This is a genomic window from Streptomyces sp. NH27 (assembly GCF_056859195.1).
This window is the reverse complement of the sequence record NZ_JACEGK010000142.1, coordinates 1-15,474: the sequence shown is the minus strand read 5'-3', so window position 1 is coordinate 15,474 and position 15,474 is coordinate 1. Positions and strand designations below refer to the sequence as shown.

Sequence of the window (15,474 nt, the reverse complement as noted above, 5' to 3'; positions counted from 1 at the left end):
CTGATGGGCGGCGGGTGCCGCGGCGGCGGGCTGGGTCACCAGCGGGAGCAGGGCACACGCGCCGAGTACGGCGACCGCGGCGGCGGCACGCGGGCCGCGGATACGCGCGAGGGCGATACGGCGGACGCCGCCGACGTGGCGCGAACGGCGAGCGGCGCCCCACGCCCCGCCCGGCGGGACTTCCGGGGCGGGCCAGGCCGGCTGCTCCGACCAGGACTCCGGCGGCCGGCGCTCTTCCGACCGGGGCCGGTCCGATGTCGCCGTCGGGGACTTCTGGGGTGTTCGTGCTGCTTGGGGCGCCTGGGGCGTTCGTGCGGCCCGGGCCGTCGTCCGGGCCGACCCGTCCGGCAGAGCTGGCTGAGTTGACTGAACCGGCTGAGCTGGCGGGGCTGACAAATCAGATGAGTCCGACAAGTTCGACAGTTCGATCATCGGGCCACGCTAGGCATGGCCCCACCCCGGAACCGCGGTGGCACGGCCCGCCGGGGCCCGTACCTCACTCGGACGGCGCACATACGGGAAGCAACCAGTACCCCACAAACCGTGACCCCCCGCGCGGGCCGTCCGTTGTCACAGTGCGCCGGGACCCGCCCGGCGGCCGAACCTTCGGCCCGCATTCGTGACCGCAGCACCGCACTTCCAAGGAGACTCCCGTGGCGCCCATGCTCGACGTGAGTGATGAGGTACGAGCCGAGATCGGCGACGAGGAGACCGAGCGGCTCCTCACCGGCGAGAGCTCGCCGGGCACGTACGACTGCACGTCCTGCCGCACGCCCGGTGACAGCGGGCAGGAACGGACCAGCACCGTGCTGTTCGTGGGCGACGAGACCGCCGTGCTGGCGTTCGCGCACGCCGCGTGCATCCCCTCGCAGGTCGTGCCGGTGTCCGAGGCCCAGTTGCAGGGCGCGGTGGCCAGCATCTCCGGCGGCGCGCCTGCCGACCACGAGAACCCCGTCGCGGGCCTCCCGGGCGGGATGCCGCCGCGCGCCGAGTCGTACGGCCGGCAGGCCGGCGGCGACGCGGCCGGGGGCCAGGGCGCGGACCCGGAGGCCGGCGCCCCCGCCATGCCCGACCTCAACCTCGCACCCCGGCAGGCGGTCCTGGGCATCACCTGCGGCCTGATCATCGTGGAGGACCAGCTCCGTCCGGCGCTGGTGGTCGAACCGACCGGTCCGGTCGCCCGGGTCGGTTCCACCGGCGACGGTGACGACTTCCTGCCGCTCCTCATCGAGCAGGGTTTCGTACCGCAACTCGACCTGGAGGCGCCGCCGTCGCGGCTGCCGGGCTGGTCGGTGCTGCTGGCGATGGGCAAGCTGCACGCCGTGCTCCAGCCGGGCACCAACGGCGGCCCGGCCGCGGCCTGGTGGCAGGCGCACCAACCACTCCAGGTCAGCGACGGCTGGCGGGCCGCGGTGCAGCGCGGGAACGAGGTGTACGTGTACGCGGGCCCGGCCGGCTCGATCGGCCGGCAGCCGCGCGAGGACCTGATGCGGGACGCGCTGGCCCGGGCCTGCTCGCGCGGCCAGCTCGTCGCGGCCAGCATGCCGCTGTCCGGAACCTGATCAGCGCATCGTCATAGCAATCGGCCGACCGAGGGGCGTGCACGGCACTCTGTGCGCGCCCTTCGCACGTCCGCCCGCCGCCGACACCCTGTTGACCTGGTCAAAGATCGGCAATTCAACCGCCCGGCCCGCATCCCGCCCGGCGCCAGGTCGTTGGCAGTTACGTGTACAGCTTCGACGCCTCGTCCCGAGCCCCTTACCAGCGCTACATCCCGTCCATGCGCACCGCGCAGGACGCGACCGGAGGCGGTGCGTCGAACACGCCGATCTACGATGCGCTGTACTCGGAATACCGCAGGCTGTTCCGAACTCTCCCCGGCGATCGCAGCGGTGAGGAATCGCTGCAGTTCAAGGGGTTCGCGGCCTGGCACTCGGAGTACCCGCCCTTCGCGCCGGGCGGCCGCCACCGCGGTGACCCGGGCGGTGCAACCGGGACCGGCACCGGTGGGACGGGCGGGGTGAACGGCTCGGGCGGCGGGGAAGGCGGTGCCGCGAACGGAACCGGCGGCCGGACCGGGCGGCGCGGCGGCGCCAACGGCGAGGGCCCGGCGGCGCTGCCCCCGGGCCGCGGCGACAACCGGATGCCGTAGCGGGCGGACGCCGCCACAGGCACAGGCACAGGCACACGCACAGCGGCCGAACACAGCAGCCACGGGGCGCGGCAGCCGCCGGGCGCGGTGCTGTCCGGGCGGCCGGGGACACCAGGGCCCGTCCGAACGCCAGGGCCATCGGGCCGCGGCTCGTACCGCCGCGGCCCTCGGTGTCCCGGCGCCGCTACTTCTTCCGGCCCCGCTTCTCCCGGACCCGCACCGACACCTGGATCGGCGTGCCCTCGAAGCCGAACTCCTCGCGCAGCCGGCGCTCGATGAACCGGCGGTAGCCCGCCTCCAGGAAGCCCGAGGCGAAGAGCACGAAGCGCGGCGGCCGGGTGCCGGCCTGGGTGCCGAACAGGATGCGCGGCTGCTTGCCACCGCGGATCGGGTGCGGGTGGGCGGAGACCAGCTCGCCGAGGAACGCGTTGAGCCGCCCGGTCGGCACCCGGGTCTCCCAGCCGGCCAGTGCGGTCTCGATCGCCGGGACCAGCTTCTCCATGTGCCGCCCGGTCTGCGCCGAGACGTTGACCCGGGGCGCCCACTGCACCTGGACGAGGTCGCGTTCGATCTCGCGTTCCAGGTAGTAGCGGCGCTCCTCCTCCATCAGGTCCCATTTGTTGTAGGCGATGACGACGGCCCGGCCGGCCTCGACGGCCATCGAGATGATCCGGGTGTCCTGCTCGGTGAGCGTCTCGCTCGCGTCGACCAGGATCACCGCGACCTCGGCCTTCTCCAGGGCGGCAGCGGTGCGCAGGGAGGCGTAGTAGTCGGCGCCCTCGGTGAGGTGCACCCGTCGCCGGATGCCGGCGGTGTCGATGAACTTCCAGGTCACGCCGCCCAGCTGGATCAGCTCGTCGACCGGGTCACGGGTGGTGCCGGCAATCTCGTCGACGACCACCCGGTCGCTGCCGGCCACCTTGTTCAGCAGCGACGACTTGCCGACGTTGGGGCGGCCGATCAGCGCGACCCGGCGCGGCCCGCCGAGGGCCTCGCCGAAGGTCATCGCGGGCGCCTCGGGCAGCGCCTGCATGATGGCGTCCAGCAGGTCGCCGGTGCCGCGGCCGTGCAGCGACGAGATCGGGTGGGGCTCGCCGAGGCCGAGGTTCCACAGCGTGTACGCGTCGGCCTCGCCGGAGGGCCCGTCGACCTTGTTGGCGGCCAGCACCACGGGCTTACCGGCACGGCGCAGCAGCTTCACGACCGCCTCGTCGGTGTCGGTGGCACCCACGGTCGCGTCGACCACGAAGACCACCGCGTCGGCCGCCTCGATCGCGAACTCGGCCTGCGCGGCCACGGACGCGTCGATGCCGAGCACGTCCTGTTCCCAGCCGCCGGTGTCGACCAGCTTGAAGCGCCGGCCGTTCCAGTTCGCCTCGTAGCTGACCCGGTCGCGGGTGACCCCGGGCCGGTCTTCCACGACGGCCTCGCGGCGGCCGATGATCCGGTTCACCAGTGTCGACTTGCCGACGTTCGGCCGGCCGACAACGGCGAGCACCGGGAGCGGGCCGTGGCCGGCCTCGGCGAGGTCGTCGGCGACTTCCGCCGGGTCGAAGCCCTCCTCCTCGGCGAGCTGCATGAACTCGGCGTATTCGGCGTCGCCGAGCGCGTCGGCGTCGCCGTGTTCGTATCCCTGGTCCATGAGTCTCTCCGTCGATCAGCAAGAAGTACGTGGGGCGCCGTTCCCGTTGCGGCCGGGCGGGGCGCGGGCCCGCGGGCCGGGTCGGCCGGGCGGGCGCGGATCACGCCCGGCCGGTGGCCCGCCTGGCCTCGGCGAGGTGCGCGGTCAGGTGCGCCTGGATGCGTGTGGTGGCTTCGTCGAGTGCGGTACGGGTCCGCCGCCCGCTGCCGTCGCCCGCCTCGAAGGGCTCGCCGTAGACGACGTCGATACGGGCACGCAACGGCGGCAGCCCGCCGACCAGCCGGCCACGGCGGGCGCTGCCGAGGACGGCGACCGGGACGACCGGGGCGCCCGAGCGCACCGCGAAGTACGCCAGCCCGGCCCGCAGCTGCGCGAAGTCGCCGTCACCGCGGGTGCCCTCGGGGAAGATGCCCAGCACGCCGCCCTGCTCCAGCACCCCGAGCGCCGAGGTGATGGCGCCGCGGTCGGCGCCGGAGCGGTCGACCTTGACCTGGCCGATGGAGCGCAGGAACAGGTCGAGCGGGCCGACGAACGCCTCCTTCTTCACCAGGAAGTGCAGCGGCCGCGGGCAGGTGCCGATCAGCATCGGCCCGTCGACGTTGTGGCTGTGGTTGCCCGCGAGGATGACCGGGCCGTGCGCCGGCAGCCGCCAGTCGCCGAGCACCCGCGGCCGCCACAGGCCGTTCATCAGACCGATGCCGATGCCGCGGGCCACGGCGGCACCGCGCGCGCTCGGCAGCGGCTGCACGGGCGGCGGTGCCGCGGACGGCGCGAGGGTCTCGCGCTGCGTACTCACCGAGCCGCTCGCTTCTCCCCGACCAGTGCCACGACCTGCGCCACGACCTGCTCAAGGGTGAGCGCGCTGGTGTCGACCTCTATGGCGTCGTCGGCCCTGGCCAGCGGCGAGGTCTTACGGCCGGAGTCGGCGGCGTCGCGCCGGATCAGGGCGGCCCGGGTGTCGGCGACGGACTGCGCGCCCTTCAGCTCGCCGCTGCGGCGGGCGGCACGGACCTCGGCGGAGGCGGTGAGGAAGATCTTGACGGTGGCGTCGGGCAGCACGGTGGTGCCGATGTCGCGGCCCTCGACCACGATGCCGGCAGGCGCGGCGGCGGCCGCGGCGCGCTGTATCTCGACCAACCGGGTGCGCACCTCGGGCACGGCGCTCACCGCGCTGACCGCGGCGGTGACCTCCTGGGTGCGGATCGGGCCGGAGGCGTCCACGCCGTCCACGGTGATCGCGGGGGCGGCCGGGTCGGTGCCGGCCACGATCGCCGGCTTGCCCGCCTGGTCGGCGATGGCCAGCGGGTCGTCGACGTCCACGCCGTTGGTCAGCATCCACCAGGTGATCGCGCGGTACTGCGCGCCCGTGTCCAGGTAGCTGAGGCCGAGCCGGGCCGCGACCGCCCTGGACGTGCTGGACTTGCCCGTGCCGGAGGGGCCGTCGATCGCGACGATCACCGGATTTGACACAGCGGGTGGCCTTCCTCGTGCACGGATGAGGGTACGGGCGGGCCGGCGGGCGCCGGATGCCATCCCTCAAGGTTACCGGCCCCCCGGGTGGCCCAGCGCCACCCGGGCGGGGCGGGCGGCCGGGCTGGGCACTACTGCCGCAGCGCCCAGCCACGCTCCCGCAGCGCCGCCGACAGGACGGTGGCGCTGCGCGGCTCGACCGTGAGATTCACCAGACCCGCCTGCTGGCCGGTGGAGTGCTCGATCCGCACGTCCTCGATGTTGACGCCCGCGGCACCCGCGTCCGCGAAGAGCCGGGCCAGCTCGCCGGGCTGGTCGCCGATCAGCACGGCGACGATCTCGTACGGCTTGGGGGCGGCGCCGTGCTTGCCGGGGACCTTGGCGCGGCCGGCGTTGCCGCGGCGCAGGATGTCCTCGATGCCGACCGCGCCGCCGCGCCGCTTGTCGTCGTCGGCGGACTGCAGGGCGCGCAGCGCGGTGACGGTCTCGGCGAGGTCGGTGGCCAGGTCGTCGAGCACGTCGGCGACCGGACCGGGGTTCGCGGCGAGGATGTCCATCCACATGCCCGGCTCCGAGCCGGCGACGCGGGTGACGTCGAGGATGCCCTGCCCGCACAGGCGTACGGCGGCGTCCTCGGCGTGTTCCAGGCGGGCGGCGACCATGCTGGAGATGAGCTGCGGGGTGTGCGAGACCAGCGCCACGGCGCGATCGTGCGCGTCGGCGTCCATCACGACGGGGACCGCGCGGCACAGGGCGACCAGTTCCAGGGCGAGGTTGAGCACCTCGGTGTCGGTGCCCGCGGTGGGGGTGAGCACCCAGGGGCGGCCCTCGAAGAGGTCGGCGGTCGCCGCCAGCGGGCCCGAGCGCTCCCGGCCCGCCATGGGGTGGGTGCCGATGTAGCGGGTGAGGTCGCAGCCCATAGCGTCCAGCTCGCGGCGCGGGCCGCCCTTGACGCTGGCCACGTCGAGGTAGCCGCGGCCCAGGCCGTCGCCGATCGCTTCGGCGAGGGTGGTGGCCACGTGGGCCGGCGGCACGGCGACGATCACCAGGTCCACGGGCCGCGGCGGCTGCCCTGAGCTGCCCGCGCCGAGCGCCTCGGCGGTACGGGCGGCGGATTCGTCGTGGTCCTTCAGGTACACGTCGACGCCACGGCCGTTGAGGGCGAGCGCGGCCGACGTGCCCATCAGGCCGGTTCCGATGACGAGGGCGGTCCTCACGAAGCGGTGTCCTTGCGGGTGCTGAGGCGGGAGTACGGGGTGCGGCGTACGGGCCGGAGTACGGTACGGCGGTCCGCGTCCAGCGTAGCCAGCCGCGAGGTGCCGGCGCGGGGTCGACCGCGGGCCGAGACGGGGCGGCGCCGTACGGCGCCCGGGACCGTACCAGCGCGGGCGGGGCAGGAGGACATGCTCGGGACCCCTGGATTCCCGGGCGTCCCGTCGGCCTCGTAGGTCCCAGGTCGCATGCGCCCACCGCACGGAACACGAAAAGCGCGCGCCCGGTCCGATCAGATGACCATAATCGCCCTCATGCGCGATTCGCTGGGGGACGACGTGGGGCACGAACTGGTCAGGGACCACACGGTCTACACGTGCGTGATGGGCTCACGCGCCTTCGGACTGGCCACGGACGCCAGCGACACGGACCGGCGCGGGGTGTTCGTGGCGCCGACCCCGCTGTTCTGGCGGCTGGACAAGCCGCCCACCCATGTCACGGGGCCGCAGGACGAGCAGTTCTCCTGGGAGCTGGAGCGCTTCTGCGTGCTCGCGTTGCGCGGCAACCCGAACGTCCTGGAGTGCCTGCACTCCCCCATCGTCGAGCACACCGACGCCACCGGCCGCGAGCTGCTCGATCTGCGCGACGCGTTCCTCTCCCGCCGCGCCGAAGCTGCCTTCCGCGGGTACGCCGCCCAGCAGCTCGGCAAGCTCGAGGCCGATCTCCGCACCCATGGCCGGCCCCGCTGGAAGCACGCGATGCACCTGCTGCGGCTGCTGCTGAGCTGCCGCGACCTGCTGCGCACCGGTCGGCTCGGCATCGACGCGAGCGAGCACCGCGACCGCCTCCTGGCGGTCAGGCGCGGCGAACTCGGCTGGGACGAGATCCGCGCCTGGACCCGCACCCTCCACGAGGAGATCGACGCCGCCGCCACCCGCACCCCCCTGCCGCCCGAGCCGGACCGCACCCGCGTCGAGGACTTCCTGATCCGCGTCCGCGGCACCTCGGCCGCCCCCACCCTGCCGCCGCTGGTCCCGGACGTCACCCGCTCCTCATAGCCGTTCCGTCCACGGCTGCATGGCGAGGCGGCGGTCACCGGTAAGTGGCCGCCGCCTGGATCGCGCCCCTTACAGGTCGACCTCGCGCATGAGCATGCCGACCTCGGTGTTGGTGAGGCGGCGCAGCCAGCCGGACTTCTGGTCGCCGAGCGGGATCGGTCCGAAGCTGGTGCGCACCAGCTTGTCGACAGGGAAGCCGGCCTCGGCGAGCATGCGGCGCACGATGTGCTTGCGGCCCTCGTGGAGGGTGACCTCGACCAGGTAGTTCTTGCCGGTGTTCTGCACGATCCGGAAGTGGTCGGCGCGCGCCCAGCCGTCTTCCAGCTCGATGCCGTTCTTGAGCTGCTTGCCCAGGTCCCGGGGCAACGGGCCCTGGATGGCGGCGAGGTAGGTCTTCTTCACGCCGTAGCGCGGGTGGGTCAGCCGGTGGGCCAGCTCGCCGTGGTTGGTGAGCAGGATCAGGCCCTCGGTCTCGGTGTCGAGCCGGCCGACGTGGAAGAGCCGGGTGTCGCGGTTGGTGACGTAGTCGCCGAGGCACTGCCGCCCGTCGGGGTCCTCCATCGTGGAGACGACCCCGGCCGGCTTGTTGAGCGCGAAGAACAGGTACGACTGCGTGGCGACGGTGAGGCCGTCGACCTTCACCTCGTCGTGGTCCGGGTCGACCCGCATGCCCTGCTCGGTGACGATCTCGCCGTTCACCTCGACCCGGAGCTGCTCGATCAGTTCCTCGCACGCCCGGCGCGAGCCCATGCCGGCCCTGGCCAGCACCTTCTGCAGCCGCTCGCCCTCCTGCTCGGCGCCGGGGAACGTCTTGGGCGTCTTGACCTGCGGCTTGTTGTGCCGTTCACGGTTGCGCTGCTCGATCTGGGCGTCGAGTTCGCGCGGCCGGGCCGGGACCGGCTTACGGCCACGGTTGCCGGTCGGCCGGGCACCGGGCTTCGCGCCGCTCGCGTCCTTGGTGCGGGGCATGCCGCCGGGCTTGTTCGCACCGGACTGGCCGGTGCCGCCGACGTCGTAGCGGCGCTCCTCCGGACGCGGCTTGCGGGGACGCCCCGGCTCCTCGCCGCGCCGGTCGGCGGAGCCGCCACCGCTGCCGCTGCGGGGTTTCCGGTTGCCGCCGCTGTTCCTGTCGCTGCTTCGCATCAAGGTTCCGTAATCGAGGTGATCGAGTTCGAGTTCGTCGGTGGATCGTCCGGGGCGTCCGGGTCGAAGGACGGAAGCCCTTCCGCGGACTCCGCCTCGACCGCTTCCGCCTCCGGCAGGAACGGGGCGAGCTCCGGCAGCTCATCAAGGCTGCGCAGGCCCATACGTTCCAGGAAGTAGTTCGTCGTCCTGTACAGGATCGCACCTGTCTCGGGTTCCGTCCCACCTTCCTCCACGAGCCCGCGCTGGAGCAGGGTCCGCATCACGCCGTCGCAGTTCACTCCGCGCACCGCCGAGACCCGGGACCGGCTCACCGGCTGCCGGTACGCCACCACGGCCAGCGTCTCCAGCGCGGCCTGGGTCAGCCGGGCGTGCTGGCCGTCCAGCACGAAGCTCTCCACCGCCGGGGAGAAGGCCGGGCGGGTGTAGAACCGCCAGCCGCCCGCGACCAGCCGCAGGTCAAAGCCCCGGCCTTCCCGTGTGTAGTCGTCGGACAGCTCGCGCAGCGCCTTGCCGACCGCCCGCCGCGGCCGGTCCAGCACCTTCGCCAGGTGCTCCTCGGTCGCGGGCTCGTCCACCACCATCAGCACCGCCTCCAGCGCCGGTTTCAGTTCCAGCTCGGCGGTCGCGGCGCCGAGCAGCCCGGCCGGGGCGGGTTCGCCGGCGGCAGCAGCGGCGTCGGCGGCGGCCCGCGTGAGGTCGGTCACGTCGGTCATCACTGCTCTCCCTTCCCGGCGGTACCGGGCTCGGTGGTGTCGTCGGCGGCACGGCTCCCCGCGGGACGGCTGCCGCCCGCCGGGGCTGCCTCCTGGTCGAACTCGTCGGTCACCAGGGGTGGCTCGTCCTCGGCCGCGCCCGTCCAGCGCACCTGGAGCGCGCCCAGCGCCTCCTCCTGGTCCAACGCGACCGCCGTCTCCCGGTACAGCTCCAGCAGCGCCAGGAAGCGGGCCACGACCGTGAGCGTGTCCGCCGCGTCCGCGGTCAGCTCGCCGAAGCTCACCGCGCCCCGCTCGCGCAGTATCGCGATCACATGCTCGGCCTGCTCCCGCACGCTCACCAGCGGCGCGTGGATGTGGTCCACGTACACCTGTGGCTTCGGCTTGGGCTGCATCGCCTTCACCGCGAGGCGCGCGAACCGCTCGGGGCCGATGCTCAGCACCACCTCCGGCAGCAACTCCGCGTGCTGCGGCTCCAATCCGACGGTACGGGGGTGGCGCAGCGCCTCCTGCTCCAGCCGTTCCGCGAAGATCGCCGCGATCTGCTTGTACGCGCGGTACTGGAGCAGCCGTGCGAACAGCAGGTCCCGCGCTTCCAGCAGGGCGAGATCCGCCTCGTCCTCCACCTCCGCGGCGGGCAGCAGCCGGGCCGCCTTCAGGTCCAGCAGCGTGGCCGCGACCACCAGGAACTCCGTGGTCTGGTCGAGGTCCCAGTCCGCACCCATCGCGTGGAGGTGCGCCATGAACTCGTTGGTCACCTTCGACAGTGCGATCTCGGTCACGTCGAGCCGGTGCTTCGAGATCAGCTGGAGCAGCAGGTCGAACGGTCCCTCGAAGTTGGAGAGCCGCACGGTGAAACGGTCGCCGGCGGTTGCAGGTTCGGCCTCACCCGTCCCCCCGGGTCCTCCCGCCGCCACGGGTTCGGCTTCCTCCGCGACCTCGGGCACCTCCGCCGTCACGGGCTCGGCTTCCTCCGCCGCCTGTTCCGGGGCAGCGGTCGGTTCCGCCTCGGCGGCGGGGCCGCGGCCGAGGCTGCGGCGGCGGGCGGCGGGTGAGGTGGGCATCGAGGTCCTGGTCGGCGACGTGGTGTAAGCAGGCTACTCGCCGTAGCAGGTTGCGCCCCGTGCCCGGGAACCGCGCCGCCGTGGCCGGTCGCGCAGTTCCCCCGCCCCTGCCTACACCTACAGGGCCGGCGGCGTTTCGCCGGACGGACCGGAAGGAGCCGCGCGCATCAGGGGCGCGGGGGGCACCTCCCGGCGGAGCCAGCGGGAGAACTGCGCGACAAGCCACCTGGCCGGGCGGGCCGGGCGGTTCCGCTGAGGTGTCAACGGCCGCGCAGACGGCGGACCAGAATGCTCGCGTCTCCACGGGATTCGAGATCGGCCAGCACGACGGCGACCGCCTCCCGGACGATCCGGCCACGGTCGATCGCCAGGCCGTGCTCGCCGCGGAGCACCAGGCGGGCGTGCTCCAGGTCCATCAGCTCCTCCGCGGAGACGTAGACCGTGATCTTCTCGTCGTGGCGCTCGCGCCCGCTGGGCCTGCGGTTCTGCCGGGGCGCCTTGCGCCGGGCGGGCCCGGGCGGCTGGGGCGTCGCGGTGATCGGCGGCGGCGTGGGCTTCTGCGAGCTGACCGTCGCGGTGGCCACGGGGGTGGCCGTGGTGGCTGCCTGCACCGTGCCGTTGCGCTCGGGGCCGCGCTCCCCGATGGTGGGCCGGCGCGGGCCGGGCGGGACCTGGTGCGCGCCGTCGCGGCCGGTGTGCTCGTCGCTCCGCGCGGGCGCGGACCCGTTCGCCGTGGGGACGTTGGGCCCGGCGCCGTTGCCCTGCGAGCCCGGTCCGCCGGACCGCGCGTCGGCGTCCGCCTCGGCGCCGTGCGACGGCGGGGGTGCCTGGAGCGCCGCGCCGCCGGTGGTCCGGAACAGCTCGTCGGCGCCCGGCAGACTCACTCGGCGTGGCACCGGGCGAGCACCTCCCTGGCGAGTTGGCGATAGGCGGCGGCACCGACGGAGTTGGACGCGTACGTGGTGATCGGCTCGCCGGCCACGGTGGTCTCCGGGAAGCGCACGGTACGGCCGATGACGGTGTGGAAGACGTGGTCGTCGAACGCCTCGACCACCCGGGCCAGCACCTCGCGGCTGTGCACGGTGCGCGAGTCGTACATCGTGGCGAGGATGCCGTCGAGTTCGAGTTCGGGGTTGAGCCGCTCGCGGACCTTCTCGATGGTCTCGGTGAGCAGCGCGACCCCGCGCAGCGCGAAGAACTCGCACTCCAGCGGCACGATCACCGAGTGCGCCGCGGTCAGCGCGTTGACGGTGAGCAGGCCGAGCGAGGGCTGGCAGTCGATGACGATGTAGTCGTAGTCGGACAGCAGCGGCTTGAGGGCGCGCTGGAGCGCGGACTCGCGGGCCACCTCGCTGACCAACTGCACCTCGGCGGCGGACAGGTCGATGTTGCTCGGCAGCAGGTCCATGCCGGGCACCGCGGTCTTCAGCAGCACCTCGTCGGCGGCGAGCCCGCGTTCCATCAGCAAGTTGTAGACGGTGATGTCGAGTTCCATCGGGTTGACCCCGAGGCCGACCGACAGGGCGCCCTGCGGGTCGAAGTCGACGAGCAGCACGCGGCGGCCGTACTCGGCGAGCGCGGCACCCAGGTTGATGGTCGAGGTGGTCTTGCCGACCCCGCCCTTCTGGTTGCACATCGCGACGATCTTCGCCGGGCCGTGGTCGGTGAGCGGGTTCGGGATCGGGAAGTACGGCAGCGGGCGGCCGGTGGGGCCGACGCGTTCGCGGCGCTGACGGGCGGCGTCGGGCGCGAGCGTGGCGGCGTACTCCGGGTCCGGCTCGTATTCGGCGTCCGGGTCGTAGAACTGACCGTCTTGGAGGTCGTGGTCGTCGTAAGGAGCCATGGCGTAACCGGGGTTTGTCTCCGTGGTCGTCGTCTCGGGCCGGCGGGACTCGAAGGTACGGACCGCAACGGAACCGACGGTCGTTCCTGGTTGGCCACCCCCGGGAGCAAATGTCGACTCATTCACAAGTCGTCTTACCTCCTTGGTGACCAGGAAACATCTAGATAGGTCAGCGTGACTACAGCCGACGTTTCGCGACTCTATGGCGTGTCGGTGGTCCGCAGCAACACAATCCGCCGGACACGGCATGATGTGTCGGGAACCGAACATCCCGCTGTCAAGGGCGTAACCACGCGAACGGCGGGGTCTCGATGGACAAGACCCCGCCGTGCAGGCGCAGTTGGCGCAAGGTGCCGATGAGTGACGTTTTTTCGGGGTGCCGGCGCTCAGCCCAGCAGGGTGTGCAGGTCAGTGCTGTCGAGGCCGTGCGCCTCGGCGACGGGGCCGTAAACGACCTGTCCCTCATGGGTGTTGAGGCCGAGGGCGAGCGCCGCGTCACGCCGCAGTGCTTCGCGCCAGCCGCGGTCGGCGAGTTCGACGATGTACGGCAGCGTCACGTTGGTGAGTGCGTAGGTCGAGGTGTTGGGCACCGCGCCGGGCATGTTGGCCACGCAGTAGAAGACCGAGTCGTGGACGGTGAAGGTCGGTTCGGCGTGCGTGGTGGGACGCGAGTCCTCGAAGCAGCCGCCCTGGTCGATCGCGATGTCGACAAGTACTGATCCCTGCTTCATCCGAGAGACCAGGTCGTTGGTGACCAGCTTGGGCGCCTTGGCGCCGGGCACCAGCACCGCGCCGATGACGAGGTCGGCGTCGAGGACGGCCTGCTCCAGCGCGAGGGCGTTGGAGGTGACGGTCTGCACGCGGTTGCCGAACACCTTGTCGGCCTCGCGCAGTTTGTCGACATCCTTGTCGAGCAGGGTGACGTGGAAGCCGAGACCGAGCGCGATGGTGGTGGCGTGCCAGCCGGAGACGCCCGCGCCGATCACCACGGCACGGCCGGACTTCACCCCGGGCACTCCGCCGGGCAGCACACCGCGGCCGCCGGCCGAGCGCATCAGGTGGTAGGCGCCGACCTGCGGGGCGAGCCGCCCGGCGACCTCGGACATCGGGGCGAGCAGCGGCAGCCGGCGGCCGGGAGTCTCGACCGTCTCGTAGGCGATCGCGGTGGTGCCGGACTCCAGCAGCGCGTCGGTGCAGGCGCGGGAGGCGGCCAGGTGCAGGTAGGTGAAGAGCACCTGGTCCTTGCGCAGCCGGTGGTATTCCTCGGCGACCGGCTCCTTGACCTTCAGCAGCAGGTCGGCGGCGCTCCACACCTCGTCGGCGTAGGTGAGGACGGCCGCGCCCGCGGCGGCGTACTCCTCGTCGGGGATGGACGAGCCGCCCCCGGCACCCTGCTCGACGACAACCTCATGGCCGTGCCGGACCAGTTCGTGCACACCGGCCGGGGTGATGGCCACGCGGAACTCGTTGTTCTTGACCTCGCGGGGGATGCCCACCTTCACGTCGATCACGGTCCTTGCACTCAGGAGGTTCGGGAGGGTGCGTCCATATATCCGGTGTACGGACATGGTGCAGCATCGCGCGACACACCGGATGTGCCCGGCATGTGCGCGGCGAAACTCAGTCTAGTGAAGGAAGAGCCGGTGTCCAGCCTTACAAAGTGGTGGGTTTGGCGGAGACCATTGGCAGTTTCGTAGGCTCGCGGCGCCTGAGAACGAGAACTGCCGGTCAGTACCAGGGTCAGAGCCCGGGGCCGGAACCCCCGAGCCGGAAACCCGGGCCGGAACTCCTGGCCGCAAGCCCGGGTCGGCGTCCCGGTCAGAACGCCGGGAGCTCGCCGGCGCGGAGCAGGCGGCGGGCGGCGGCACGTTGGAGGTCGGCGCCCCCGGTGTCGCCGAGGTGCTGCAGCGCGTCGGCCAGCCGCAGCAGCACCGCGGCCTCCAGCCGGCGCTCGCCGACCTGGCGGGCGTAGTACAGCGCGTCCCGGCAGGTGCGCAGGGCGTCCTCGGGCAGGCCCGCGTACTCCTGGACCCGGGCCGCCTCGGCCAGCGCCCGTGCCTGCGAGGCCAGGTCGCCAACCCTGCGGTGCGCCCCGGCCGCCGCGCGCCACTCCCGCAGCGCCTGGCCGTGGTTGCCGAGATAGGTCAGGACGGCGCCGATCCGGGCGTGCAGCCGCGCCTGGTCGACGAGTTCGTCGCGGCCCCGGCGCAGCGCGAGCGCGCGGCCGAACCAGTCGCCGGCCCGCGACAGGTCACCGAGTTCGAGGTAGCAACCGCCGATGGCCTCCAGCACGCGGCCCTCGGCCCCGGTGTCGTCGGCGGCTCGGGCGGCTTCGAGCGCCTTGCGGTACGCGGCGACGGCGTGATCGGTGCGGCCCGCCTCCGCGTCCAGGTCGGCCAGGTTGATCAGCGCGGCGGCCTTCTCGCGCGGCAGGTGGCGGCGCTCGGCGACGGCGAGGGCCAGGGTGTGCAGTTCGTAGCGGTCGGCGCGGGCCGAGGTGCGGAGGGGTCCGGGGCCGGGCCCGCCGGGCAGCGCGAGCAGGGCGCGGACCAGCGCGGCGATCAGCCGGCGGGCGAGCGTGTCGAGTTCGCCGTCGGCAACGGCGGCGCGGGCCGCGGCCATCAGCGCCGGACGGCGGGCCAGCAGCCAGTCGACCGCGGCCGAGGGCGAGGCGAACCGTACGGTGCCCGGCAGCGCGTCCGCGCCGCCCTCGCGGGCCAGCGCAACCCGGCACGACTCCAGCAGCCGTACGGTCCGCTCCAGCATCCGGGCCCGGGCCAGCGTGATGTCCTGCGGGCGGTCGGTGCCGGCCAGCAGCGCGCGCAGCAGCGGTTCGAGGCAGCCCGGCACCCGGTACAGGCCGTCGGCGGGGCCGCGGACCAGCAGCGCGGAGTCGGCGAGGCCGGCGAGGGCGCGGTCGGCGGCGTCCACCGCGCAGCCGGCCAGCGCGGAGGCGACGTGGGCGTCGATGCTGCCGGCCGGGGCGAGCACGAGGCTGCGCAGGAGGCGGGCGACGGCGGGCGGAAGGGTGCCGTAGGCCGCCCGGAAGGCGCGCAGCAGTTCCGGTGGGGCGGTGGGGCGACGTACGGCGGCGGGCTGTTCGGGGGCCGCGGCACCGTCCGGGGCGTCACCCGTGGCAGGAGCGGTGGGAGCGGGTGCGGGCAGCGCGAGCAG

14 protein-coding genes are annotated in these 15,474 nt (G+C 73.3%); 3 read left to right on the top strand and 11 right to left on the bottom strand.

Going from position 1 to position 15,474, the window contains the following annotated elements; genetic code table 11:
- Positions 1–653 precede the first annotated feature (653 nt).
- Both AC13HU_RS14280 and AC13HU_RS14275 read left to right on the top strand, forming a co-directional pair.
- Complete coding sequence (locus tag AC13HU_RS14280; RefSeq protein ID WP_483042214.1) at positions 654–1,562, top strand: hypothetical protein; 909 nt, start codon at positions 654–656, stop codon at positions 1,560–1,562.
- A gap of 218 nt (positions 1,563–1,780) precedes the next feature.
- Entirely contained in the window at positions 1,781–2,152 is a 372-nt protein-coding gene (locus tag AC13HU_RS14275; RefSeq protein ID WP_483042213.1) for a hypothetical protein, read from the top strand.
- A gap of 184 nt (positions 2,153–2,336) precedes the next feature.
- Here AC13HU_RS14275 and der read toward each other — a convergent pair whose 3' ends face one another.
- From der to AC13HU_RS14255, 4 genes are all read right to left on the bottom strand, one after another.
- A complete protein-coding gene (der, locus tag AC13HU_RS14270) occupies positions 2,337–3,794 on the bottom strand; it encodes a ribosome biogenesis GTPase Der (protein WP_483042212.1) in 1,458 nt (485 codons plus the stop codon).
- Between the two features lie 100 nt (positions 3,795–3,894).
- Positions 3,895–4,482, bottom strand: a complete 588-nt coding sequence (locus tag AC13HU_RS14265) for a lysophospholipid acyltransferase family protein (RefSeq protein WP_483042216.1) — start codon at positions 4,480–4,482, stop codon at positions 3,895–3,897.
- 104 nt (positions 4,483–4,586) lie between these two features.
- Entirely contained in the window at positions 4,587–5,327 is a 741-nt protein-coding gene (cmk, locus tag AC13HU_RS14260; protein ID WP_483042211.1) for a (d)CMP kinase, read from the bottom strand.
- Positions 5,328–5,395: 68 nt separating this feature from the next.
- Positions 5,396–6,481, bottom strand: a complete 1,086-nt coding sequence (locus tag AC13HU_RS14255; RefSeq protein WP_483042210.1) for a prephenate dehydrogenase — start codon at positions 6,479–6,481, stop codon at positions 5,396–5,398.
- 309 nt (positions 6,482–6,790) lie between these two features.
- Here AC13HU_RS14255 and AC13HU_RS14250 point away from each other — a divergent pair, with 309 nt between their 5' ends.
- Positions 6,791–7,534, top strand: a complete 744-nt coding sequence (locus tag AC13HU_RS14250) for a nucleotidyltransferase domain-containing protein (protein WP_483042209.1) — start codon at positions 6,791–6,793, stop codon at positions 7,532–7,534.
- Positions 7,535–7,603: 69 nt separating this feature from the next.
- Here AC13HU_RS14250 and AC13HU_RS14245 read toward each other — a convergent pair whose 3' ends face one another.
- The 7 genes from AC13HU_RS14245 to AC13HU_RS14215 all read right to left on the bottom strand — a co-directional run.
- Positions 7,604–8,677: a pseudouridine synthase gene (locus AC13HU_RS14245; protein ID WP_483042208.1), complete on the bottom strand. Its 1,074-nt coding sequence runs from the start codon at positions 8,675–8,677 to the stop codon at positions 7,604–7,606.
- A complete protein-coding gene (gene scpB / locus AC13HU_RS14240) occupies positions 8,677–9,393 on the bottom strand; it encodes an SMC-Scp complex subunit ScpB (protein WP_483042207.1) in 717 nt (238 codons plus the stop codon). Before scpB ends, AC13HU_RS14245 begins: the two co-directional genes overlap by 1 nt.
- On the bottom strand, positions 9,393–10,457 hold the full coding sequence (locus AC13HU_RS14235) for a segregation and condensation protein A (RefSeq protein ID WP_483042206.1): 1,065 nt from the start codon (positions 10,455–10,457) through the stop codon (positions 9,393–9,395). Before AC13HU_RS14235 ends, scpB begins: the two co-directional genes overlap by 1 nt.
- Positions 10,458–10,717: 260 nt before the next feature.
- A complete protein-coding gene (locus AC13HU_RS14230; RefSeq protein WP_483042205.1) occupies positions 10,718–11,353 on the bottom strand; it encodes a hypothetical protein in 636 nt (211 codons plus the stop codon).
- Entirely contained in the window at positions 11,338–12,300 is a 963-nt protein-coding gene (locus AC13HU_RS14225) for a ParA family protein (protein WP_483042204.1), read from the bottom strand. The genes AC13HU_RS14230 and AC13HU_RS14225 overlap by 16 nt, the downstream gene beginning before the upstream one ends.
- 386 nt (positions 12,301–12,686) lie before the next feature.
- Complete coding sequence (ald, locus tag AC13HU_RS14220; RefSeq protein ID WP_483042215.1) at positions 12,687–13,802, bottom strand: alanine dehydrogenase; 1,116 nt, start codon at positions 13,800–13,802, stop codon at positions 12,687–12,689.
- A 316-nt stretch (positions 13,803–14,118) separates the two neighbouring features.
- Positions 14,119–15,474: tetratricopeptide repeat protein (locus AC13HU_RS14215; RefSeq protein WP_483042203.1), on the bottom strand; the 1,356-nt coding region annotated here is incomplete at its 5' end.

Excerpts from the sequence above, each read along its gene's own strand:
- AC13HU_RS14275 (WP_483042213.1), top strand. The coding sequence starts at position 1,781 with ATGCGCACCGCGCAGGACGCGACCGGAGGCGGTGCGTCGAACACGCCG.
- der (WP_483042212.1), bottom strand. The coding sequence starts at position 3,794 with ATGGACCAGGGATACGAACACGGCGACGCCGACGCGCTCGGCGACGCC.
- AC13HU_RS14265 (WP_483042216.1), bottom strand. The coding sequence starts at position 4,482 with ATGAACGGCCTGTGGCGGCCGCGGGTGCTCGGCGACTGGCGGCTGCCG.
- cmk (WP_483042211.1), bottom strand. The coding sequence starts at position 5,327 with ATGGCATCCGGCGCCCGCCGGCCCGCCCGTACCCTCATCCGTGCACGA.
- AC13HU_RS14250 (WP_483042209.1), top strand. The coding sequence starts at position 6,791 with ATGCGCGATTCGCTGGGGGACGACGTGGGGCACGAACTGGTCAGGGAC.
- AC13HU_RS14245 (WP_483042208.1), bottom strand. The coding sequence starts at position 8,677 with ATGCGAAGCAGCGACAGGAACAGCGGCGGCAACCGGAAACCCCGCAGC.
- scpB (WP_483042207.1), bottom strand. The coding sequence starts at position 9,393 with ATGACCGACGTGACCGACCTCACGCGGGCCGCCGCCGACGCCGCTGCT.
- AC13HU_RS14235 (WP_483042206.1), bottom strand. The coding sequence starts at position 10,457 with ATGCCCACCTCACCCGCCGCCCGCCGCCGCAGCCTCGGCCGCGGCCCC.
- AC13HU_RS14225 (WP_483042204.1), bottom strand. The coding sequence starts at position 12,300 with ATGGCTCCTTACGACGACCACGACCTCCAAGACGGTCAGTTCTACGAC.